Annotated in this window: 21 protein-coding genes; 6 read left to right on the forward strand and 15 right to left on the reverse strand. The window is 56.2% G+C overall.

Annotated features, from left to right (window positions below; all coding sequences use genetic code 11):
• Positions 1–3: 3 nt before the first annotated feature.
• The 8 genes from ACR0JF_RS19805 to ACR0JF_RS19840 form a co-directional block, all read right to left on the reverse strand.
• Positions 4–1,008, reverse strand: a complete 1,005-nt coding sequence (locus tag ACR0JF_RS19805; protein WP_170661360.1) for a 4-hydroxythreonine-4-phosphate dehydrogenase PdxA — start codon at positions 1,006–1,008, stop codon at positions 4–6.
• Positions 1,005–1,967 (reverse strand): YncE family protein, encoded by a 963-nt coding sequence (locus ACR0JF_RS19810; RefSeq protein ID WP_170661359.1) that lies wholly within the window; start codon positions 1,965–1,967, stop codon positions 1,005–1,007. The genes ACR0JF_RS19805 and ACR0JF_RS19810 overlap by 4 nt, the downstream gene beginning before the upstream one ends.
• Positions 1,968–2,041: 74 nt before the next feature.
• Complete coding sequence (locus ACR0JF_RS19815; RefSeq protein WP_170644353.1) at positions 2,042–3,193, reverse strand: substrate-binding domain-containing protein; 1,152 nt, start codon at positions 3,191–3,193, stop codon at positions 2,042–2,044.
• A gap of 84 nt (positions 3,194–3,277) precedes the next feature.
• Positions 3,278–4,405, reverse strand: a complete 1,128-nt coding sequence (locus tag ACR0JF_RS19820; protein WP_170556670.1) for an ABC transporter permease — start codon at positions 4,403–4,405, stop codon at positions 3,278–3,280.
• Between the two features lie 11 nt (positions 4,406–4,416).
• Entirely contained in the window at positions 4,417–5,178 is a 762-nt protein-coding gene (locus tag ACR0JF_RS19825; protein ID WP_170661358.1) for an ATP-binding cassette domain-containing protein, read from the reverse strand.
• Positions 5,179–5,297: 119 nt separating this feature from the next.
• Positions 5,298–6,344: a substrate-binding domain-containing protein gene (locus tag ACR0JF_RS19830; protein ID WP_170661357.1), complete on the reverse strand. Its 1,047-nt coding sequence runs from the start codon at positions 6,342–6,344 to the stop codon at positions 5,298–5,300.
• A gap of 20 nt (positions 6,345–6,364) precedes the next feature.
• Positions 6,365–7,384: an ABC transporter permease gene (locus tag ACR0JF_RS19835; RefSeq protein WP_170661356.1), complete on the reverse strand. Its 1,020-nt coding sequence runs from the start codon at positions 7,382–7,384 to the stop codon at positions 6,365–6,367.
• 11 nt (positions 7,385–7,395) lie between these two features.
• The gene (locus ACR0JF_RS19840; RefSeq protein WP_170661355.1) at positions 7,396–8,901 is read right to left on the reverse strand and encodes a sugar ABC transporter ATP-binding protein; all 1,506 of its coding nucleotides are present in this window, start codon (positions 8,899–8,901) and stop codon (positions 7,396–7,398) included.
• 127 nt (positions 8,902–9,028) lie between these two features.
• Between ACR0JF_RS19840 and ACR0JF_RS19845 the strand changes: the two genes are divergently transcribed.
• Positions 9,029–10,078 (forward strand): LacI family DNA-binding transcriptional regulator, encoded by a 1,050-nt coding sequence (locus ACR0JF_RS19845; protein WP_170661354.1) that lies wholly within the window; start codon positions 9,029–9,031, stop codon positions 10,076–10,078.
• A gap of 261 nt (positions 10,079–10,339) precedes the next feature.
• Here ACR0JF_RS19845 and ACR0JF_RS19850 read toward each other — a convergent pair whose 3' ends face one another.
• On the reverse strand, positions 10,340–11,251 hold the full coding sequence (locus ACR0JF_RS19850; RefSeq protein WP_170473413.1) for a LysR family transcriptional regulator: 912 nt from the start codon (positions 11,249–11,251) through the stop codon (positions 10,340–10,342).
• A 107-nt stretch (positions 11,252–11,358) separates the two neighbouring features.
• Here ACR0JF_RS19850 and ACR0JF_RS19855 point away from each other — a divergent pair, with 107 nt between their 5' ends.
• From ACR0JF_RS19855 to ACR0JF_RS19875, 5 genes are all read left to right on the forward strand, one after another.
• Positions 11,359–12,135 carry a CmcJ/NvfI family oxidoreductase gene (locus tag ACR0JF_RS19855; RefSeq protein WP_170661353.1) on the forward strand — a complete coding sequence of 259 codons (777 nt, stop codon included), beginning with the start codon at positions 11,359–11,361 and terminating at the stop codon, positions 12,133–12,135.
• Positions 12,136–12,148: 13 nt separating this feature from the next.
• Positions 12,149–13,114 carry an LLM class oxidoreductase gene (locus ACR0JF_RS19860; RefSeq protein ID WP_170661352.1) on the forward strand — a complete coding sequence of 322 codons (966 nt, stop codon included), beginning with the start codon at positions 12,149–12,151 and terminating at the stop codon, positions 13,112–13,114.
• Between the two features lie 12 nt (positions 13,115–13,126).
• Positions 13,127–13,915, forward strand: a complete 789-nt coding sequence (locus ACR0JF_RS19865; protein ID WP_170661351.1) for an SDR family NAD(P)-dependent oxidoreductase — start codon at positions 13,127–13,129, stop codon at positions 13,913–13,915.
• A 92-nt stretch (positions 13,916–14,007) separates the two neighbouring features.
• Positions 14,008–14,853, forward strand: coding sequence for an enoyl-CoA hydratase/isomerase family protein (locus tag ACR0JF_RS19870; RefSeq protein ID WP_480669718.1), 846 nt, complete (start codon positions 14,008–14,010; stop codon positions 14,851–14,853).
• 80 nt (positions 14,854–14,933) lie between these two features.
• Entirely contained in the window at positions 14,934–15,920 is a 987-nt protein-coding gene (locus ACR0JF_RS19875; protein ID WP_170661349.1) for a zinc-dependent alcohol dehydrogenase family protein, read from the forward strand.
• Between the two features lie 233 nt (positions 15,921–16,153).
• Here ACR0JF_RS19875 and ACR0JF_RS19880 read toward each other — a convergent pair whose 3' ends face one another.
• The 6 genes from ACR0JF_RS19880 to ACR0JF_RS19905 all read right to left on the reverse strand — a co-directional run bounded on the left by ACR0JF_RS19880 (position 16,154) and on the right by ACR0JF_RS19905 (position 23,481).
• Positions 16,154–16,945 carry a hypothetical protein gene (locus ACR0JF_RS19880; RefSeq protein WP_170661348.1) on the reverse strand — a complete coding sequence of 264 codons (792 nt, stop codon included), beginning with the start codon at positions 16,943–16,945 and terminating at the stop codon, positions 16,154–16,156.
• Positions 16,946–17,161: 216 nt separating this feature from the next.
• The gene (locus tag ACR0JF_RS19885) at positions 17,162–18,562 is read right to left on the reverse strand and encodes a TRAP transporter large permease (protein ID WP_170661347.1); all 1,401 of its coding nucleotides are present in this window, start codon (positions 18,560–18,562) and stop codon (positions 17,162–17,164) included.
• Positions 18,563–18,573: 11 nt separating this feature from the next.
• Positions 18,574–19,206 carry a TRAP transporter small permease gene (locus tag ACR0JF_RS19890; RefSeq protein ID WP_170661346.1) on the reverse strand — a complete coding sequence of 211 codons (633 nt, stop codon included), beginning with the start codon at positions 19,204–19,206 and terminating at the stop codon, positions 18,574–18,576.
• Between the two features lie 71 nt (positions 19,207–19,277).
• Positions 19,278–20,288 (reverse strand): type 2 periplasmic-binding domain-containing protein, encoded by a 1,011-nt coding sequence (locus ACR0JF_RS19895; RefSeq protein WP_170661345.1) that lies wholly within the window; start codon positions 20,286–20,288, stop codon positions 19,278–19,280.
• A gap of 125 nt (positions 20,289–20,413) precedes the next feature.
• Positions 20,414–21,754, reverse strand: coding sequence for a sigma-54-dependent transcriptional regulator (locus tag ACR0JF_RS19900; RefSeq protein ID WP_170661344.1), 1,341 nt, complete (start codon positions 21,752–21,754; stop codon positions 20,414–20,416).
• Positions 21,751–23,481: an ATP-binding protein gene (locus ACR0JF_RS19905; RefSeq protein ID WP_170661343.1), complete on the reverse strand. Its 1,731-nt coding sequence runs from the start codon at positions 23,479–23,481 to the stop codon at positions 21,751–21,753. The genes ACR0JF_RS19900 and ACR0JF_RS19905 overlap by 4 nt, the downstream gene beginning before the upstream one ends.
• Positions 23,482–23,484 lie beyond the last annotated feature (3 nt).

Raw genomic sequence — 23,484 nt, forward strand, 5'->3', positions numbered from 1 at the left:
TCCTCAGTCCGCGCTGCGTTCGGCGCGATGCGTTTTGGCCATTCGCACCAGCAGATCGAACGCCTGCCGTGTTGCGCCCGGGTTGGCCTTGTTCTGTCCGGCGATATCAAAAGCGGTGCCATGGGCGGGGGTGGCCACCGGAATCGGCAAGCCGCCCGCTACGGTCACGCCGCGTTCAAACCCCATCAGCTTGATCGCGATCTGGCCCTGGTCGTGATACATGGTAACTACAGCGTCGACCTCGCCCCGCTGCGCCTTAAGGAACACGGTGTCCGAGGGCCACGGGCCGGTCACATTCAACTGTTTCTGCTGGGCCTTGCGCACGGCGGGTTCTAGAATGTCGATCTCTTCCCGGCCGAATTTTCCGTTATCGCCTGCATGCGGATTCAAGGCCGCTACAGCGATATTGGGACGCGCGTTGCCTGCCTTGCGCAGCGTGTCATTGGCCAAATTGACCGCCTTCAGGATCCCGTCTTCGGTGATATTGGCCGCTACATCGTTGAGCCCGATATGCGAGGTCACGCGGGTCGTCATCAACTCATCCAGAACGTTGAGTTCCGAATGATAGCCGGTATGCCCCATATACCGCGCCATATAGCGGTGCTCGTCCTCGGCATTCAGCCCGGCGGCGGTCATCGCGGCTTTGTTGAATGGGCCGAACAGGATACCATCCACCTGCCCCGCCATCGCTAGATCCATCGCCTTGTCGAGACAGCGGAGCGATGTCGTACCGCCCGCGACGGTGACTTCGGCGATCTTCACGTCCTCGGGCGCGATGGTGTCGAGTTCAAGATGTGACACGCCCGGTTGACTTGCCACTGCATCCACCGTGTTGATCGGCACGTTCAGATCAGCCTGTTCCGCGCCGCGCCGCCACAGATGACTGTCTCCAACAAGCACAATATCTGCGGCCTCCTGCACGCCCTCCTGATTGAGCAGTTTGGCGATCAGTTCCGGTCCGATCCCCGAAGGGTCGCCGGGCACAATAGCGATACGAGGCTTGGTCATGCCGCGTTCTCCCAGTGTTTCGAAAATCCGTTAGGCAGGATGACCATCACGTCCGGTTCCTTGCCCGTGTCAAAGGTCTGCACCACCTCGAATGTATCAAGGTTGAACCGCTGCACCTGTTCGCAATCGATGGCAATATAGGCAAAGGCAGACTCATCATCGATGCACAGTGCCAGCGGGTTCGCGGGCGTTTTCTGTTCGTGCAACATCTCGCCCGTGGCTTCATCGAATACCGAGAACGATCCCCCGAAATGGTTCATCGTCACCAGCCGGTTGCGTTTCTCGTCGTAGTAGATGCGGCAGGGATCATCTGGCGTTGGAAAGGTGCGCTCGATCTCAAGCGTGTCGGTGTTGACCACGGCGACGGTGTTCGAGATACGCTGCGAGGTATAGAGCGTCTGTGCCTGTTCCCGCAGGCAGCGCCCTTCAGGTTTCTTTCCGGTCTTGATTGGGATCGGCGAAACCGACGCATCATATGGATTGAACACGGTAACATTGCCCGAGGTCAGGTTCATTGAATACGCTGTGTGTCCGTCCCTGGTCAGCGCAAACAGATGGCACTTGGTGCCACCGGTCGGCGTGATGTGATCCCAGCCTTGATCGAAGGCACGCGGGTTTTCCTTGACCAGCAGATGGCCTGTCCATTCGGACAGCACGTAGAGACGCCCCTGTCCGTCTAGCCCAATCCCGTGCGGACGGGCATGCTCGCCCAGATCATAGCTGTGCACGATTTCCTGTTTGCGGATGTCGATCACGATCACGGACCGACCATCGGTGCCTTCGATACCGGAATTCTGCACGCCGTAATGACCGACATAGGCGTAGTGAAACTCGTCATCGACTACAAATTCATGAGGGAAATGCGGCAGATCCAACCGCCCCTGCCGGGCACCGGTTTCAATGTCATACCAGCTCACGCAATGGCTGCATTTTTCAATCAACATCATGGATTGCGCCATTCGGGCTCTCTCCGTCTTTGGTTACTTCAGGTGCCTGTGGCCGGTCCCGTTAGGCCCAGCCACAAGCGAGTTTCTTAGCGCTCCAACGCGCCCACGCCCGAGAACCGGAACGCTTCCTGTTCCAGCGCATCGATCTCTTCGGCGCTCATCTGGTCATGAGCGACGGTGATCCGGCCCAAGAACACAAAGGGCAGTTCGTCCTGCCGACCTTCCATGTGCGCCTTGATCGCTTCGGCTGTCGCCGCGCCCACATCGTCACCCATACGCATTGGGGTCGCGTCCAGCTCGCCGCGTCGAATGGCGTCGAGTTCCAACCCAGTGCCGCCCCAACCGGTCGAGAACACGTCTTTCTCTTTGCCGACCGCAAGCTGAGCTTCGACCGACCCCATGGCCATAGCGGTGTTGGCGTTATGGATGATGGTGGCTTCTGGATAGGCTTGCAGGATCAAGCTGGTGCCCTCAAAGCCGCCTTCGCGCTGGTATTCACCGTAATGTTCGTAAACGGTGGTCCAGTTGCCTTTCTCTTCGACGCAGGCCTTGAAATCACCCGAGCGCTGGTCGTCGGTGATACCAGGAATGCCACGGTTCATCGCCATCGTGACGTCACTACCCAGACGCTCCAACATGTAATCGCACATCGTCAGGGCACCGGCTGCCGAGCTGAAGTCGAACCACGCGTCAGGCTGATTTTTCAACTCCTTTGGCGGCGTGTGGAAGGCCCAAACAAAGGTCGCAAACCCGTCATTCCCGGCCATCTTGTCGATATTGTCGGCCTGAATGGCCAGTTCCGACGGGCCAAAGATCACAAAGTCATAAAGGTCCGCATCCTGAACCACCTGGTTGGCATAGGTCGATTGCAAGCTGTGTTCGATCTGACGGCTGGCGAATTCGGTGGTTTCATACTCTATGCCCAACTCATCCAGACGTTTGGTCATCGCCAGATAGTTGCGCGCCCAGAAGTCGGAGGTGTCAGCAGAAGGATAGATCAGTGCGATCTGCAAAGGTGCATCCTGAGTGCCTTCATACTTGACCGCTTCGGCCCCTGTCATCGCCTGCAAGGCTTCCAGTTTGCCGTCGGCGTTAACCTCGCCCGGGACCCAGTAGTCCCGATCTTCGATACCCGGCAGTTCCTTAAGCGGTAGCTTTCCGTGCCCATCAGCAAAGGCTGCAGTGGCACAAAGGCAAAATGCGCTTGTCGTCAGTAGTGCTTTGTTCAATTGTTTCACGGTAAGTCCTCCCTTTCGCGAACATTGTGGGGCCTTGCAGGTGCGCCAGGACTCCTACCTCCGGGCGCACCACTTTTGTTTGCCTTAGCCGCTTGGCGTAGGCTCAGTTGCCAGTCCCGCCCCTAGGGCAAGCAACAGGATTAGTGCGCCGATAAGAGCGGCCGAGAAGCGGATGAGTTTTTGCGCCTCTTTACTGCGCAGACCCGCCAGCAGGCCCTGCGCCCCGTCACGGTCTTTCTTTTGCATCCAGGTGTAGAGCGCGACCGAGCTGACGATCACCACGCCCGAGGCGACGGATTGCCAGAAGAACTCGATCCGCAGAGTCACCAGTGCGTTGATCATCATCGACAGCAGCAAAACACCGGCCAGAGAGCCCAGCATCGAGGCGCGTCCACCGAACAGGGACGTGCCGCCCACGACAACCGCGGCAATGACATGCAGGTTGAAATACGGTGCCGAGGTCGCCTGAATAGCATTCAGCTTTCCGGTCAACATGACACCTGCCATTGCCGCCGCGGCACCCATCAGCACATAGGCATAGATCTTGTGCCGATCGACGGCCACACCGGTCATTTCACTCGCTTCGGGGTTCGAGCCAATCGCAATCGTGTAGCGCCCGAAATAGGTGCGTGTCAGGACGACATAGCCAATCGCCATTGTGATCAAGCCCAGCACCACAGGCACCGGAATAAAACCCGGAATCTGGCCACGTCCGATTTCGGTGATCAGGTCGGGGAAACGCGCGAGTACCAGACCTTTTGCAATCACCAGCGCCAGACCGCGATAAACAAGGTCCATCGCCAGCGTTCCGATCAGGTCCGGCACTTTGAAACGGGTAATAACCAGACCGTTGATCAATCCCATGATCGCGCCCAGCACAATCGCCAGAGGAACAGCTACCCAGGCCGGAAAACCGTATTGCTTCACCAGAAAGGCCATGAGAATGGCCGACAGCGCCGCAATCGAGCCGATCGACAGGTCGATCCCGCGCTGGGTGATGACAAAGGTCATCGCCATCGCCATCGGCATATACAGCGCCGCATCCAGCAGGATCAGATTGAGGTTGGTCAGGCGGAAATACCGGGCCGGTTCCGCAATCCCCATGAAGATGAGAATGGCCAGGATCATCACCATCGGCCCGATAAAGGCCAGATAAGGCTCCAATCGGTCCATGATTGTTCTTTGTTCGGTGTTTGTCATCGCCGCGGACATATCGTTCTCCTTCACGCAGCTGCGTCTTGGGCACCGACAATCAGGCCCAGAACATCTTGAACGGAACTCTCCGCAGTTTTGACAACGCCAACGGCGCGGCCCCGGCGTTGCACATGCACGCGGTCCGCCACTTCGAACACGTCATCCAGAGAGTGCGAAATAAGGATCACCGCCAAGCCCTGTTCGCGCAGCGCTTTGATGAGCTTCAGCGTCCGCGCTGTTTCCTGCGGACCCAAAGCTGCGGTAGGTTCGTCCATCACAAGCAAGCGCAGGTCTTCGTGATAGACCGCGCGCGAGATCGCGACCGCCTGACGTTGCCCGCCTGACAGGCTTTCCGTCATCACATCCATCGAACGCAGTCGGACACCAAGACGTTCTTCCAGAACCCGCGCGGCCTCAGATTTCATGCGTTTGTTGTCCAGAAACGGGATGCCGAAAACGTTTTTGGTCAGCTCGTTGCCCAGAAACATATTCGCAGCAGGGGAAAGATGATCGGCCAGCGCGAGGGTCTGGTAAACCGCATCAATCCCGTTTGCGATTGCGTCAGAGTGGCTGGCCATCTCCAACGGTTTTCCATCCATCAGGATGTGACCTTCGGTGGGCTGATACACTCCGGTCAAAATCTTGATCAGGGTGGATTTACCCGCCCCGTTGTCGCCGACGATGGCGAGCACTTCACCCGCATAGGCCGTCAGATCAACATCTTGCAGCGCGGTCACCCCGCCGAAGCGTTTGGTTATTCCCAGCATTTGAACCAATGGCTGTTCGCTCATGGTTTCCTCCTTTGCGCAAAGCTCCGCCAGGGCGGTCGAACGACCGCTGAGTTGGCTTTGCGCTTTGTCATCTTTTCGAGCGGGGTCCTTGCCAATTCAGGCAAGGACCACCGGATCGGTTATTTGCCCCAGATCTCTGCGTAGGCTTCGCGATAGGGGCTGTCAGGGTCGAACTGATTGCTTTCGCCCAGTTTGGCCAGACCTTCTTCGGTCACCAGTGCAGGCGACGTGATATAACCCGAGCAAGCTTCGCCCTGAATGGCGCGGTTCAACTCGTCCACCAATTGCCAGCCTTGCAGGTTCAGTGGTTCGGCCACAGTGATTGTCTGGTAATTGCCGCTCCGGATACGCTGGAAGGCAGCCTCGGAGCCATCACCAGCCGAGCCCGCTTGAGGGCCGTTGTCGGACGAGATACCCGCCGCCGCCAATGCCGGCCCCATAAAGTCAAAATACAGATCGTTGATGGCAAGCGCGTGTGTCCACTGGTCACCATATTTCTGCAACAGGCTGGTAGTCAGTGGCCCCATCCGGGCCGAGGTGTCGGCGATTGGCGTATCGACATATTCCAGCACGGTACCGCCCGCAGCTTCGATAGTTTCTTTGATCCGGTCGGCCTTGTCGATGGCGATCTGATAGGTCGAGTCGGTGAAGATGATCGCCCCCACCCCGTCGCCGCCATCTTCCATGGCCCATTCAGCAGCCACTTCGGATACCGTCATGGCGTCGGTCGAGACATTGGCAAAGATGCCTCCCGGCGCGTCACATCCGATCTTGGGACCGGAATGCCACGCGACCATCGGAATACCAGCACTGACAACGCCTTCCAACGCGGCCTGCTGCTCAATGGCGTCAAAGCCATTGATGATGATCCCATCCGGCTGCAGGGCCAGTGCCTGCCCGATGGCTCCGGTCCGGCCCTGAATGGACCCGGCCCCGTCCAGCACGCGCACGTCCCAGCCAATGGTGCCAACTGCTTCCTCTACACCATTGGTGACACCGAGAATACCGCCGTTTTTGAGATCGCCAGCAACGACAACAATGGATTTACCCTCGGCGGCTGTTGGTCCGCTGGTGGGGCCGTCAAACGCCGTCTCAGCGGTCACCGGAAATCCCAAACCCGTCAGAAGCGCGGCAGCGGATACTGCCATGAAAGTCCGTTTCAGCATAATCTCCTCCCTTATGCTGTTTACTTTTTGGCGCCTTTGCGACGCTGAGCGTAACCGGCGATACCGATCGCGATCAGAAGCGTGACACCGTTGAACATCGGCTCGACCCAGAAGGATCCACCGAATTGCTGAATGCCCGAGATACCAACAGCCAGGATCGCGACACCCACGACTGTTCCCCAAACATTCACGCGTCCCGGCTTGATGGTGGTGGACCCAAGAAAGGCCCCGACCAAAGCAGGTAACAGGAATTCAAGACCGACCGAGGCTTGCCCGATCCGCAGTTTCGACGCCAGCAACACCCCCGCAAAGGCGGTGATCAGCCCCGATGACATGAAAGCGCCAATGACGAATTTCCGGGTCGGAATACCGTTCAGCTGCGCGGCGCGCTGATTGGCGCCAATCGCGTAGAGGTACCGACCAATCGGCGTGTATTCCAGGATCAGCCACATCGCGACCGTGATCCCCAGCACGTAGAACCCGGTGATCGGCAGGCCGAATACAAAGGTGCCGTTGATGGCATAGAAACTGTCAGGCAACGCGCCGACCATCTGACGTCCGCCTGTGTGCCACAGCGCCAGCGCATACAGGACCGTGCCTGTGCCAAGCGTGGCAATAAAGCTGTCGATCTTGGCGACCTCGACCAGCAGACCGTTCAGGAAACCAGTCAGCAGGCCCAGCAACAGAACAATCGCCACCGCAATCGGCCACGGAATGCCGTACAAGGTCTGTAGAGAGATCGCCAGGATATGCCATAGCACAATCCCATACCCGACCGTGAGGTCGATACGGCCTGCCGCCATCGGTATCATCGCACCCAATGAGAGAAGCGCAATGATCGCCTTGTCCGAGATAATCGCCCGTAGGTTCAGAAGCGTTGGGAAGGTGTTTGGCAGGAGAATCGAAAACAGGATGATCAGAAAACCTGTCAGCAGAACCAACCCGTAAACCGGCAAGAACCTGAAAACTCGAGTTCTTAACGAGGCGTCTTTCAACTCGGCCTTGGTCGGTTCCAGCGCATTGGACTCAAGCGATTGCATAGTCGTATTCCTTAACTTGCCACGGCGTTCGAGGCCGAGGCAGCCTGTATCAGGTTTTCAGTGGTCAGTTCGGTACCGGTCAATTCGCGCACGATCTGACCCTGGCTGAAGACGATGGCGCGGTGGCAGATAGCAGCGACTTCCTCGAAGTCGGTTGAAACGACGATGATGCCGACGCCCTCCTCCATCGCGCGGTTCAACAGCGCGTAGATTTCGGCCTTGGCGCCAACATCGACACCCGCAGTCGGGTCTTCGCAGATCAACAGCTTACGTTTGGTTTCAAGCCAGCGCCCGATGACAACCTTTTGTTGGTTCCCACCCGACAGGCTCTCAATCGTCATACTCTGATCATTGGGAGACAAGGCCACGTCGGCACCGATCCGCGCGGCGCTCTCTGTCTCGGCCCTGTGGCCCATGAACGATAGCAATGACCGCCCGATGGCTGCCGGATTCAGGAACGTGTTCTCGCGGATGGTCAGTGACATGGCGACCGATTCCTCGGTTCTGTCCCGCGCCACCAAGCCGATCCCAGACGCCATCGCGGTCTGCGGAGAGCTCAGATCAGGCGTTTCACCATGCAGGGTTATTTGGCCACTAAACCCTTCCGACCCGAACAGCGCACGAGAGACATTTTCATGACCTGCCCCGCGCAGCCCGACAAGCCCGACGATTTCATTCGTCTGCAACTTGAAACTGACGTTATGCGCTGCTTCCATGTTCAGGCCAGACACCTCAAGCAGCGTTGCACCCGGAGGCGTGTCTGGCTTCATCACCTGCCGAGTCTTGCGACCGACGATCATGTAAACCAGTTCTTCGGGTGTGGTGTGGTCGATGCTACGAAGGCCAACCATCTCGCCGTCTCGCAGCACGGCAACCCGGTCGGCGATCTGGAAAATCTCATCCAGCCGATGCGACACGTAGATCATGCCGACGCCTTGTTCCTTCAAAGGGCGCAACGCTTCGAACAGCCGTTCAACCTCATCCGCTGGTAGAGAAGCGGTTGGTTCATCCAGCACCAGATAGTCACAATCCACGGCCAAAGCGCGGGCGATGGCAACCAGAGACTTCTCGGTCCGCGACAAGTCCTGTACCCGCGTGGTTGGGTCGAATTCACAGCCTACCTTGTCCAGCGCGTCCTGAGCAAAGCTCTCTACGGATCTCCAATTAATCAGACCGCTTTTGCGGGAGTAGCCCAAGGCAAGTGCGATATTCTCCGCCACGGTCATCCATTCGATCATGCCCAGATCCTGGTGGATAAAGGCAACGGATTGACGTTCCCCAAACCCACCTGGGCGATGTTCGTATGGCTCACCGTTGATCAGAACCCGTCCTTCATCCGCCTTGTGAATGCCACCAAGGATTTTGATGAGGGTCGATTTGCCCGCCCCGTTTTCGCCCAGCAGCGCAACAATCTCACCGCGTTCAACATTCAGAGACACGTCGCGCAACGCATAGGTGCCTCCAAAATGCTTCTTTATCCCGTCAAAGAACAGATTGTTTTGCGCAGTGCCGGGCACGGCAGTCTCCTCCTGGACCTGGGTGACCCTGATGCTCCTCAACACCGTATTGAGTTACCCGTAACGTTACGCTAGCATTCGCACAGACTAGGCCATTGTCAATAAAAAAGAGTTACCCGTAACGTAAATGAGTAGTGATACTGATAAAACAAGCAAAAACAACAAAGTAAGCCTTGCTGAAGTGGCAAAGGCTGCGGGCGTGTCGAAGATGACAGCAAGCCGAGTCCTGCGCGATGAAGGTGGGTTTTCGGAAAAAACGCGCGCCAAGGTCATGGCCGAAGTGGACAGGTTGGGCTACCTGCCGAATCGCTTGGCGACCGTTTTCGCGGGTGACAAGAAGTCTACTTTTGTCGGGGTCAGCATCCCCGAATTGGGCAACGAAATCTTCGCGCAGGTTCTGGAGGGCATCGACCGAAAGCTCGGTGCGTTTGGACACCAGACCGTGCTGGGCCTCACCGAGCATGAAATCGACCATGAGGAAAAATGGATCGAGACCGTGCTGTCCTGGCAACCTGCCGGGCTGATCATTACCGGTCGCTCGCACAGCCAAAAAGCGATTCAAATGCTGCGCGGCGCAGGCATCCCGTTGGTCGAAATCTGGGATTTCAATTCAAGCCCATTGGACATGTGCGTGGGGCTGAACCACTTTGACAGCGGCTACAGCATGGGTCGTTATCTGGCTGGAATGGAGTATCAAAAATTCGGCTATGTCGGCACTTCACATGACGTCGCAAACGCCGCAACCGCACGTCTCAACGGCTTTTCCAAAGCCATCGAAGATGCAAACGGGCGGTTGGAAAAACAATTGCTGCTGAAGGACACGCCTGGTTTTTACACCGGGTTTTACGGCACCGAACAATTGCTCGCGGCCCATCGCGATATCGAAGTTGTTTTCTACCAGAATGACAATATGGCGATAGGTGGGCTTCACTATGCTCAAAAAATCGGATTGAGCGTCCCGAACGATATTGGAATTGCCGGATGGGGCGACTTGCCGATTTCAGCGATTCAACCCTATCGGTTGACGTCGATTTCTGTACCCCATCTTAAGATTGGACAGATCGCAGCCGAGATGGTTCTGGCCCAAATCAACGGCGAACCAGCCAAGTCCACGACGGATGTCGGGTTTCGGCTTATTCCGGGGAGTACTGTGAGAAAACCCAGCCTGAATGGGTAAGTTAGGAATAGCTAAGAACGCTGCGCACAGAACTTGTCCCAACGTTCCCGGCTCACATCGGACGTTGAGCACGACTTTCGGTTGCGGCGGTTGCAACTCACATACTGGTCATTAGGAAACCCGGTAGCAATTCGATAAGGTGCAATGACAGCTGAGCGGGACAAACCAGATTTTTACGATTGGGCAAGACGTGTCCCGTTTTGCGGCTGTCCTCAACATTGACGTAAGGATGCCTGAAAGCGCGCTTGAGTTGTATTGCGCTTATGTTTCCCAAGGTGGCTTTGCGCCTATCTCTGCAACCAGAAAGTCCATGAACACCCGTACTTTGGGGGACAATACGTTGGACTTGGGGTAGATCAGCCACAAGACATTGTCTTCACCGACCTCAAAGTTTGGAAGAACCCGTACCAAACGGCCTGACTTCAGTTGGTCATGCACGCTCCATCGAGCATTCAAAGAAATACCTGCTCCGGCTAGTGTGGCGCGAACCTGGCTTTGACCGTCATCGATGATCAATTGGCCTTTGGCTGAGGTAGGATCGAAGACAGCGTTTTCACCTGCCGGTCCAGTAAGTGACCGCGGTTGGAGGTTTTGGAAAGCGATCAGACGGTGGTTTGTCAAATCGGCTGGTGTGTCGGGAACGCCATGCGTTTCGAGGTAGTGTGGCGCGGCACAAAGGATACGCTGGTCATCAGCCAGTTTGCGGCCCTTCAGGCTGGTGTCGACCAGTGGCGCATTCCTGAGCGCTAGATCATAGCTTCCTTCGATCAGATCGAACTGCACATCGGACAGGCGCAGATCGAGTGTGAGATCTGGGTGCCGTTCAAGGAACTTTGGCAGGATTGGCGCGATGTAGAGCTGTGCAAAACTGCTTGGCGCAGCAAAACGCAATGTACCTTTAACCGTTGTCGTTTGCTTGCCCAAAGCAGCAAATGCCGCCTCTTCCTGCGCAATGATCTCACGGGCGAAGGGCAGGAAATCCGCTCCTTCCACCGACAACGACACTTTGCGTGTCGTGCGGTGCAAAAGCTCGAAACCGAGGTTCTGCTCCAGCTTGGCAAGCCTTGCGCTGGAGACCGCTGGGGCCATGCCCAAGTCACGCCCCGCCGCGCTGATGTTCAGCATGTCTGCTGCCCTTATGAACAATCGAAGAGCGTCTGTGTCTAAACCCATTATATTCATTTTCCGAATTATCAATACATGATTGGGCAGTTTATCTTCAATTTGATCGAGGTTAAATCCCTTTTAAAGAGACAGCAAAGCTTAGGCAGGAGGCGCACATGACACGGACAGCCACCGTCAACTACCATGTTCACAAATCCTACCGGCAAGCCTTCGAGCTTGATGCTGGCGGGGTCGCTGGCAACCTGATTTCCCCTGAACTGGTCGCGACATCCGTTGTGCTAGCAGATAACCGCAAAACAACCTCGTCAGTTTCATTTGCGTGTGATGCCGTTGAAATCATGCCACTTGAAACGCAGGTCCGAGACTTTGCAGGCAACAGCTGGAAACCGATTTACGATGCGGAACTCAAGGCTATGCTGAAGGACAAGCTGGGTGCGAGAGAGGTCGTGGTTTTTGATCACACTGTTCGAGTGGATGACCCTGAAGCAACGCGTAAACCGGCGCGCAATGTTCATAGCGACTACAGCAAGGACGGAGCCGAACAGCGGCTTATCGACTTGCTGGGTGCCGAGACCGCAGCGGAGTGGGCGCAAGGTCATTTTGCCTTTGTCAACGTGTGGCGCCCTGTGGGTCATAGGATCAATTCGGCACCTCTGGGTTTTGTACGGCCTTCGTCTGTCGACCCGTCTGACTGGATTCTACTGGACCTGATCTATCCTGACCGCGTGGGGCAAATCATGGGGCTGGCGGGAAATCCCAAACATGAGTGGATCTATCAATCCAAAATGACGCCGGATGAGGTCGCGGTCTTCAACATCTATGACAATCAAGGTCTGGCTTCGATTGCTCATAGCGCACTCGATATGGTCGAGGATCCAAACATCACTACCATTCGCAAAAGCATCGAAAGCCGCACTTTGGTGCGCTATTAAAGGAGGGTCAGACATGTTGGATGAAACGCAACTGGCTGGGTTTGAGCAAATCAATTTGGCCTACAACCAGGTGTTCCGTCCCGGACGACTGAGCGTCGGCCTTGTATTGCCTCTCGAAGCCTATGCCGTCGGCGCAGAACCGACGCTAAGGGGGCACTTGGAAGCGGCTCAGAAAGCCGAGGAGCTTGGGTTCGCAGCACTTTGGCTGCGGGACGTGCCCTTCAATGTTCCAAGCTTTGGCGACCCCGGGCAGGTTTTCGATCCATTTGTCTATCTGGGAGCGTTGGCAACGGCGACGGATCGGATTGCGCTTGGAACGTCGAGCGTGATCCTGCCATTGCGTCACCCCGCTCATGTCGCCAAGGCAGCAGCAACGGCAGATGTGCTCTCTGCCGGGCGGTTGCTTTTGGGTGTCGCGTCCGGCGACCGGCCCGAGGAGTACCCGGCGATGAACCAGAGCTTTGAAGATCGCGGGGCACGTTTCCGCGATAGTGTTGAGTACATCCGCGCCGTTGGATCGGCTTACCCGACGCATCAAAATGCACAGGGCAAACTGCATGGCGGGATTGATCTATTGCCAAAACCGCACGGGAAGCGCCTGCCGATGCTCATTACCGGTGGCAGCCAACAATCACCTGATTGGGTAGCGCAGAACGGAGATGGCTGGATGACATATCCGCGCAATGCGGCGGCTCAGGGTCAAGTCATCGCAGATTACCGCAGACGCGTGAAAGCCGCAGGTCAACCGGATAAGCCTGTGATGCAATCGCTCTACGTCGATGTTGTAGCCGACGCTGCCGCACCACCACGCCCAATCCATCTTGGGTTTCAGTCGGGCACCGACTTCCTGCGCAGTTATTTGCGCGAGATTGAAACGCTCGGGGTCAATCACGTCGCGCTGAACCTAAGGTTCAATAAAGCACCGATCGACACAACCCTCGAACATCTGGCGGACACTCTGCTGCCTGACTTTTCCTGAAGGATCAGACCGATGACCAAGACTATTCTCATTACAGGTTCAACCGACGGCATTGGCCTACTGACAGCGAAGAAGCTGGCTGCCGATGGGCACAAAGTGCTCCTCCATGGACGCAGTGCATCCAAATTGGAGAGCGCGGCTGCCGCCGTCGGAGGCGATGTTGAAACCTATGCCGCTGATCTCAGCGATCTGTCCGCGGTTCGAAAACTGGCCGAAAACGTTCGGGCCAAGCATGACAAACTAGATGTGTTGATCAACAACGCAGGTGTGCTGAAAGCTCCGCAATCCGTGCTGGAAAATGGTCAGGACATTCGCTTTGTGGTGAACACGCTTGCACCGTACCTTCTGACCAAACTGCTGCTGCCGATCATTCCTGCCGACGGTCGTGTCGTGAATCTTTCATCGGCGGCACAGGCCCCGGTGAACCTCAAGGCCATGCAGGGCAATGTGCCAATGGCTGACATGGAAGCCTATGCCCAAAGTAAGTTGGCGATCACCATCTGGACCCGCGAATGGGCCAAATCGCTGTCGAATGCACCAGTGATGGTCGCGGTGAATCCCGGATCTCTTTTGGCATCAAAAATGGTGAAAGAAGGCTTTGGCCTCGCAGGGAACGATATGAATATTGGCGCTGATATCTTGATTGACGCAGCCTTGGGTGTGCGGTTTGCGGATGCCGCAGGAGCCTATTTCGACAATGACAGTGGGGCTTTCGCTGATCCCCATGCCGCAGCGCTCGACGAAAACCACGCTGCTGACGTCATGAACACCATCAAAGACTTGATCAGCCAGACGGGCTGACCATCGCGGCGCGCAAACGCCGAGCACTTCAACTTTTAACACTCCCCTACCCCTCACGCGTGCTGCGTCGAGGCCCAAGAAAGGACTGCCTGATGAAATACGAGAACTTCCAAACCTTTGACGTCACTGTTGAGAACGGTATCGCCACGGTCACCTTCAACTTCGGCTCCGTGAACGTGCAGGGCCAGGAAATGTTGGCCGACCTCAACAGTCTGGCCATGCGCCTAGAGCGGGACCGTGACACCAAGGTCGTGATCTTTCAATCGGCCAATCCGGAAATCTGGGTCTGCCACTACGATACCGAACTACTCAAGGACATGTCGACCGAAGCCGTGTCCCGCGAGGACGCTCAGCTTTTGGATCTCCAATCGGTTTGCGAGCGGATCAGCAAGGTACCACAGGCGACCATCGCAAAGCTGGAAGGGTTTGCGCGTGGTGGCGGGCACGAATTGGCCTTGGCGTTGGATATGCGATTTGCCGCGCGGGGAAAATACAAGTTCATGCAAATGGAGGTCGGAATGGGCATCGTGCCCTGCGGCGGTGGCGCCTCGCGCATGGCCCGTCAAACCGGCCTTGGCAAAGCGCTTGAGATCATCCTAAGCGCACAAGACTATGACGCGGATGATGCCGAACGTCTGGGAACTATCAACAAGGCATTGGAGCCGGATGAAATCGGCCTGTATGTAACCGCGCTGGCCGAACGCATCGCACAATTCCCTGCAGAGTCGATCAATGCCTGCAAGCAGATGGTCTATGAATCCATCGACAAGCCCATTGATGAGGCGCTGAAGGCCGAAGCCTATTGGCTGTATCAGGCGACCAGCAAAACTCCGGCAGTCAAACGTTTCACGATCGCGGATGAACAAGGTTTGGAACACGACATCGAGAACCAGCGCAAGTGGGGCGATCTGGTGATGCAAGTGCAGGACATCAACTGACCACCCCCAAGACAATAATCTCGTCAGGCGTGCGTGGTTCCGACGTGGGTCTGACAGCATCTCACAAAAGGAAAATCTCAATGAAAGCAATGGTTCTCAACTCTTACGGACCCGAGGCGCTGTTCGAGCTTGCTGAAATTCCCGATCCGGTCGCGACACCCGGACATGTTGTCGTCAAAGTGGCCGCGACCAGCGTCAACACCGTCGACACAATGATCCGAAGCATGGGCGCGGACCTGCCTCTGTCCCCCCAATTGCCTGCCGTGCTTGGCATGGATTTTGCTGGCACGGTTGTTGCGATTGGCGACGGTGTGACAGGTCTTGCCATAGGCGATGAGGTGTACGGTTGCACTGGTGGATTGATGGATCTCCCGGGCGCTTTGGCGGAGTACATTAACGCAGACGCGCGCCTGATCGCACACAAACCCAAGACGCTGAGCATGCGGGAAGCCGCAGCGCTACCTCTCGTCGGCATCACCGCCTATGAAGGGCTGACCCGTGCTGGTGTTGGCGAAGGGCAGACTGTTCTGGTGCAGGGTGGTGCCGGTGGCGTTGGTCATATTGCCATCCAAATCGCCCGTCACCTTGGTGCCAAAGTATCCGCAACGGGTCGCGGCGCGGATCAGATGGCCCTGATCCAAGAGCTGGGCGCGCGCGCGATAGATTTCACAACGCAAAAGGTCCAGGACTACGTGGCTGAGCACACCGGCGGTGTGGGCTTCGATGTAGTGTTCGATAGCGTTGGCGGGCAGAACATGACGAACTCGTTTGAAGCCGCCAGGCTCAATGGCCATGTCGCCTCAACGGTCGCGATGGTCGAGATTGATTTGACGCCTGCGCATTTCAAAGGTCTGTCTCTGCACGTCGTTTTCATGCTGATCCCGATGATGCACGATGTCGGGCGGCAAACACATGGCGACATCCTGAAGATACTGGCAGGTCTGGCGGATGAGGGCGCGCTCAAACCGATTGTTGACGAACATAAGTTTGGGTGGGCCGATGTCAGCGCAGCTTATGCGCACCTGACGAATGGATCTAAGGTCGGAAAAGTCGTAGTGGAGCCGTGACAGGATTCAATTGGGGTTGGTGCGCGCATAGTGACTAATCGCACCAACTCTGTCTGAGCTGCTATTGATGACGCACATCTTGCATTGATGACCTAAGAGCCGTTTGCATCCAATGTTACTTTGGGTTCGCAGCAGCCGATCGCTGCGATCTGCTCGAACGGTCGATTCGGTGTTTTCGAATGTCCGATTCCCTCAGAGCGTTTGGCGGAAGTGCAGGCAAAGTCACCATTCAATCAAAGGTCGGGTTTATGAATTCCGGAAGCGATGCGCGCGCGCTCGTAAAAACGTGAAAGAAGTGCTCCTAAAAGGCTGAGCCACGTCATCGGAATTAGAACGACAAGGCCGTGACCCTTTGTGAAACCTGGATTGCGTAGCTTAAAGAACTGCACGTCTGATGGATCAAGCCGTTCATTGAGACGTTTTTCTTGCGGTGTTTCGATAGTGACCCATCCGACGTCGCGTACAAACGGATCTTCTGGACGAACTGCCGGATCAGAGAAGCTTTCTATGAGTTGGCGAGCGATTTCCTGAGTATCGGCGGGCGGCTTAATATCCGGGTGCGGGAAAATTCGCCGAAAATACTTGCAGAACAGGTGATAGCTCGACGTATGAACGAGTGTGCCGAGATAGTACACTGGGGTGAATGGATGGCTTAGCTTTTCAGTTAAAGCACGTACGATCCCGAAGCCGTAGGTTGCGCCGCGCCCGCGAAACCCAGGGGCCAACCCAGCCTCTGCCCGCAATACAATGACGCTGCGCCCATGCACTTGGCGTCGATAACGGTGAACTGCACAATAACCAATAACACTTTGGTCTGCCGCGCAGTAAAGCTGGATGGATGTTGCTTCTGCCGGCGGTTCTATCACATGCTGATGAAACTCTTCGGCGGAAACACCCGCAAAGATCTTTTGGTGTACTGAATACAGTTTGTTCGACAGAGCTCGCCGCTCACAGGTCGACAGTTCTGCCGGCACAACAATCCTGCCTTGGGCAATCCCAGGTTCTTTTCCGTTATCGCGTTCCATTTCGTTCGATTTTAGTGCGATGTTGTGGAGATGTCTCTGCTACGCTCTCTCCGGTCATTTGGTCATCCGCAGGATAGATAGACCATGGTGCTAACCGTCCCGGCGAGGACGGCCAAAACCGGACATTGAACAAGCGTCAAATATTCAGCAACGAAACTGATTGATGCAGGTCTTAACCGCACCGGCGAACCGCACTCCAAAACCATCCCATGTGGTTCAGACCTGTCCTGGAAGCCATAGAACAATCGCAGGGAAAGCGACGAGCATCGCAATTGTCGCAGCGTCCGCCAGAAAGAAAGGCGTAACACCTTTGAAAACATCCTGCACGCTTAGGTCATCACGCACGCCAGCCACTACAAAGCAATTCAGCCCGATAGGCGGGGTGATCAAGCAAAACTCGGCCATTTTCACAACCAGAATGCCAAACCAGATAGCACACATAGGCCCGGACATACCGAAGGTACTCTTGGCTGCGCTTACAGCTTCACCACCATTCAGAGCCATCACGGCTGGGTAAACGACCGGCAACGTCAGCAGCAGCATACCTATCGCATCCATGAACATACCCAACACTGCGTAAGCCAGAAGAATACAGATCAGGATCAGCATCGGAGACATTTCTAGCGAGGTGATCCAGTCGGAGAATGCACTTGGCAACTCGGCAAAACCAAGAAAACGAACGTAAACCAAAACGCCCCAGATGATCGTGAAAATCATGACGCTCAGCTTGGCGGTTTCCAAAAGCGCGTCCTTGAGTTCGGACCAGCGCATGCCCCGATACAGCGCCATCAGGAACACCACAAATGCTCCAATTGCGCCACCTTCGGTTGGCGTACCCCAGGCATCGCCGCCAAACGGGTTGTAGACAAAGAAAATGATGGTGACGACGACAATTACGATGGGCAATGCGGGCGGCAACGAGAGGAAACGTTCTTTCCATGTAAATCCAGTGACTGCGGGCCCAAATCCTTTGATCACGACGGCCATGCCAATGATAAGCAGGCCATAAATCACAGCCGAGAACATGCCCGGGATGAATCCCGCCAAAAGCAGTTTGCCCACATCCTGTTCAACGATAATCGCGTAGATGACCAGAATGGCCGAAGGCGGGATGAGCGAGGCGAGCGTACCGCCTGCGGCAACGACACCTGCAGCAAAACGCTTGTCGTAGCCGATCTTCAGCATCTCGGGAATGGCGATACGGGCGAACACAGCGGAAGTGGCGACCGAGGCCCCGGATACCGCCGCAAACCCGGCGGTTGCGAAAACGGTCGAAACCGCCAGACCGCCGGGGACCCATGCCAGCCAACGCTTTGCGGCTTCGAACAAGGCTTTGGTCAGGCCCGCGTAATAGGCGAGGTAGCCAATCAGGATGAAGGTCGGGATAAGGCTCAACGCCTGGCTCGAAATCTTGGAGTGCGGCACCTGCCCCGCAGTTTTGACGGCCACAGTCACAGCCTTACCGAACCGCGCCGGGTCATACCCAAACTTGGCCCAGAAGATCCAGATCAGACCAACCATGCCAGCTGTCGCGGCGGCGAAGGCCACGCGCATCCCCAGCACCACAAGAACAAGCATACCGCCCGATACGATCAAACCAATATCAGTGGGTTCCATCAGAATTACCCTCAGTTGTCGTGGCCCGAGACGTGCTCGGCTTCCATTGCAGCTTGAGTGGCTGCGTCAGCTATCAGCGGGACGGCAACAGGGGCCTGATCGGGGTGCCGGATGGCACGACCGTAGGCCCAGAGCTGTAGAACAAGCCTTAGGCAAAGCACGGTGAAGGCGACGGGGGCCAACAGCTTTGCGGGCCACAGCGGGATACCTATGTCGATCGAGCTGTCGCGGCTCCAGAGTGGAGCACCAAAGTCAAAGCTGCGTGCGAAATGCGCCCAGCTCCCCCAGATCAGCAAGACGATCAGCGCCAGAATGACAGCGGTCGTGATGAACTCAACGATGTAGAGCGTCCGGCCTCTGAGCGCTCCAACAACCATGTCCATTCGGATATGGCCGCCATCACGCTGCGCATAAGAAATCCCCATGAAGGCGATCAATGGCATGGCCTGCTCGATCCAGTCCACGTAACCGGGAAGTGGCGCATTGGCGAAGTTCCGGCCACCAACGGAGACCACGGCCATGACCATCAGCGAGAACACTGCAAGACCGCTGATCAGAGCCAGAAAGCTCTCCAGTTTATAGAGGCGTTGATCGAGAATGCTGAGACGGCTGTCGTCGGACAGCACCAGGGATGACCCGGCCATCGTTGTACTCCGCTGTCAGGGATAAAGGCACCCGACGCCAGCTTGTTTGCTGACGCCGGGTTGTGAGTGGATTAGCTGCCGTTTGCGATCTTCCCAGTCACAAGATCATAGAGTTCTTGTGCTGGCAGGCCACGCTCGGTGTTTTCTGCAATCCAGGCCTCGGCCGCTGGGGCAGCAGCGGCTTCTTTAAACACTGCGATTTCTTCATCGCTGAAAGTGACCCGTTCGATGCCGCGTTGATCCAACTCTGGGCCCCACGCTTCCATCGTTTTAGTCTGATAATGGCTCACGTAGTGATCCAGCGCCTCTTCCACCGATCCCAGCAGCGCTTCGCGGTGTTCTTCAGATAAATCTTCCAGTGCCAGCGTGTTCACCACGACAGGGCAGTTGACGGTGCCGGGGTTGAGGTTTGTCGTCCACCAAGTACCATTTTCAATGGTGCCAAAGGACATATGCGCGTGTGGCGCAAAGCTGACCGCTTTGACAATGCCACTATCCATTGCCTGGCGCACTTCGGATGCAGACATCGAGGTCGGAACTGCCCCAACCGTCTCCATCGCTTTACCGATACCGCCAGTCGCCCGTACGCTCAGGCCTTCAAAATCTGTGAGGGATTTCGGCGCTTCGCCCACGCCAACAAGGTTGTATTGCGGCAACGGTGAAGGCATCAGCAGCGTGGCGTCCCAGCGGGCCAGATCCTCGACAACAGCCGGGTGTTGATAAACGGCCATCGACAGATCGACTTCTTGTCCAAGGGATGTCACGCCCAGAAACGGCAGTTCCAAGACAGTGATCGAGGGGTTCTTGTCACGATGATAACCTGCGCAGAATTGGGCCATTTCGAACGCACCGATCGAAATCCCATCGAGGTTTTCTTTGTTCTTCGACAGACCGCCATAGCTGATGTTGAGTGTGAACTCACCGTCCGTCTTTTCGCTCACCAGTTCGGCAAGTTTCTCGACGTGTTCGGTAAAGGCACGACGCTTGCCCCACAGGGAAACGTTCCATTCGACAGCCAGCGCTTCGGATGCAACGGTCAGTGACAGGGCAGCAATGGCCGCTCGGTTAAGATGTTTGCGCATGTTGGCTCCTCCCAGATCACGCAATGTGCTTGGGCAGAGTATTCAGGATGCGCAGCAGCCTGCCTATGAAGGAAACCGCGCGAGAAATTTCTGTTTCCCTGCGGATATCCGCAGAGTGGTTTTGCTTACATCAGCGCCTCTTTATCGAGACCGAGTTTGACAATCTTTTCGTTGAGCGTCCGGCGACCAATCCCTAGCGCTTCGGCCGCGGCGTCCATGCGGCCTTTATGTGCCTTAATGGCTTTGCCGATGAGCTCGCGCTCAAAAGCAGCAACCGCCTCGCGCAGCGTATCCGGTACTTCGTCGAAGTGTTGATCGCTATGTATAGCCTGCGCCATCGACCCTCCTCCGCGTCGGGCCGCCAAAATACGCCGTTCGCAGACATGGCGCAATTCACGCACATTACCGGGCCAGTCATGCGCAAACAGAGCGGCCAAATCGTCCTGATCAAGCTCTGGCGCGTCAATCTCATAAACCTGCGCGTATTCGCTCAAGAAATGCGTCGCTAGCAGAACCAGATCATCCCGTCTTTGCCGTAGCGGAGGTAAAGTCAGGACGACAGTATTTAGTCGAAACAATAGGTCCTGACGCAGGCGGCCTTCCTCGGCGGCCAGTACAACGTCTTCGTTGGTTGCTGACACGACCCTGAAACGTACCGGCACCGGCGACACAGCCCCCACCGGCAGGACCTGCTGATCTTCGATGACCCTTAGTAGCTTGGCCTGCGCCGCTGGTGGGCACGAGCAGATTTCATCCAGAAACAAGGTCCCACCCGATGCCGCCACAAGCCTTCCGTCGGATTCACCCGCGACGCCGAACATTTCCGCTTCAAACGTATCGGCCGACAATGCGGCGCAATTCAGCGCCAGAAACGGTGCCTCCGGCGCGCGGCCCAAATCATGTAAAGCATGGGCAACCAGCTCTTTCCCGGTGCCGGTATCCCCCTGCAACAAAACTGCAACCGATGTATCGGCAAGATCAAGTACGTCTTGTCGCAAGTCTGTAATGGCGTCCGTTTGGCCCAGAAGGATACGGTCAAGGCCTGACAGTTTGAACAGCCTGTCTTTGAGGCGGGCATTGCTTTTCCGCATTCGGTTTTGTTCAGCCGCATGCCTCAGCACCGTCAACAATCGCCGAGGTTCATATGGCTTTTCGATAAACCCATACGCGCCTTCCTGTATGGCCTGAACCGCCATTGGGATGTCACCGTGCGCCGAAATCAAGACTACCGGAGGCGCCACATGCCTGTCCAGACTGGCCAGCAATTCAAGCCCCGACATCCCAGGCATACGCACGTCGGACAGAATGACATCGGGCGACGCGCTGGCCAGATACTCCGTCACCTGGGTTGCGCGCGACAGGGCGCTAACAGTCCAGTCAGCAGCTTCGAGCAACTCGACAAGAGAATGTCGCATCGATTTGTCATCATCAACGACCAGAACTTTGAAAGGTTGCTGCTGGGTCATTCGTCCGTTTCTTCAATATTTGAGGCCATCGGGAAGGTGACGCGGAAAATTGTTCCTCCGCCATCGCGGTTTCGGGCCGTCATTGTGCCATCGTGATCTTTGACTATGCTGGTGGAAATCGCCAGTCCCAAGCCCATGCCTCGCCCGCTCTCTTTTGTGGTTACAAATGGCTCTTGCAACTCAGCCAGCGTTGCCTCGCCCAATCCGTGACCGTTGTCCTGAATTTCCAAAACTGCCTCACCATCAGAAGCCGTGATAGACATTTGGATTTCAGGCGCCTCCGCTTCATCTGTTGCATCTATGGCATTGCGCAAAAGATTGGTGATGACCTGTTCGATCCGCAGGGCACTGCCCCGGATAAAGACCGGACCGGTCGGCGCATCAACTGAGATTTTCACCCCACCCTGCTCGATGTTTGGCGCAACCAGAGCCAAAGCGGCATTGACCGAAGTGCATAAGTCTACGTCGTCGAACGCCTCATTCTCTGACCGTGCAAAGAACCGCAATTGGCGCGTGATCCCTTCCATCCTGTCGACCAGGCTTCCGATTTTTTGCGGCAGTTTTGTCTCACTAGAAGATGAGATCTCTGCTGCCACCAGATGATTGCGCATCGCAGCGATGGGCTGGCCCAGTTCATGCGTGACCGACGCGGAGAGTTGCCCCAGAGCCGCCAGTCGGCTTGCGCGCTCCAACTCGCTCTGGGTGCGTTTGAGGCTCCGTTCGGCTGTCTTGCGGTCGTCGATTTCGATGGCAAGCCTTTCATTTGCATCGCGCAGCTTTGCTTCTTCCTCTTCAGATCGCGCCAACGCCGCGCTTACGCGTCTCGCGCGTTGTATCTGGAAGAAGATAAATGTGAGCCCCGCCAAAAGGACAAAAATTGCAGTTACAAGCCAACTGCGCGCGACGGCCTGATCGTCACTTGCAAAATAGTGAAGCGACCAGCCATGAGGCAACTCCGTAGCTGCAAGATGCAAGCGCTTCGTCCCCGCAATTCTGGCCTGATCTCCCGGCAACTCAACCCAATCCAACGCATCCAAGTCTTGCCCCGGAAACTGCCTGGCATTTCGAATTCGCTCTCGCTGTGGTTCCGACAATTGTGTCAATGCGCGATATTGCCAATCCGCGTTCGAAGAAAGCAGAACGACACCGTCTTCATTGGCCAAAAGAACCTGTTCGCCCGAGTTTTTCCAACTGTCCTGAAGATCAGAGAAATCGATCTTAATCGCTATGACACCAGTTGAAGCTCCTCGGTCGTTAAGCACTGTGTTGGCGATGAAGTATCCTGGCAGACCAGTCGTCGCCCCGATGGCGTAAAAACGGCCTTGTTCCCCGGAAATGGCGCTTTGGAAATACGGGCGGAAAGCGTAGTTCTGGCCGACAAAGCTCCCTGTGTCGCGGTAGTTCGATGCGGAAATCGTGATCCCGTCTTCGTCCATCAGGTAGATCGCATCCAGACCGGCCTGCTCTGCAAAATCCTCGAGGCGTCGGTTTAAGGTTCCGGTGCCATCGCCTTCGGCTGTTCCAATTACAAAGGAGTCTTGTGACAGCACATAAGTAAGGTGGGAAAATCGTTCGAGCTCGCTGTTCACCGAACTTTGGTAGAGAGAGAGCCGACCTTGAGCTTTCGAAAGCTCCTCCGAAACGAAGTATTGATAAGAAACCAAATAGAGGCCAATGCTGGCGGCAATGGCTGCTAAGATACCTACAAGATACGAAACTGATCGCATTGA

Source organism: Ruegeria sp. BG11, from assembly GCF_056538565.1.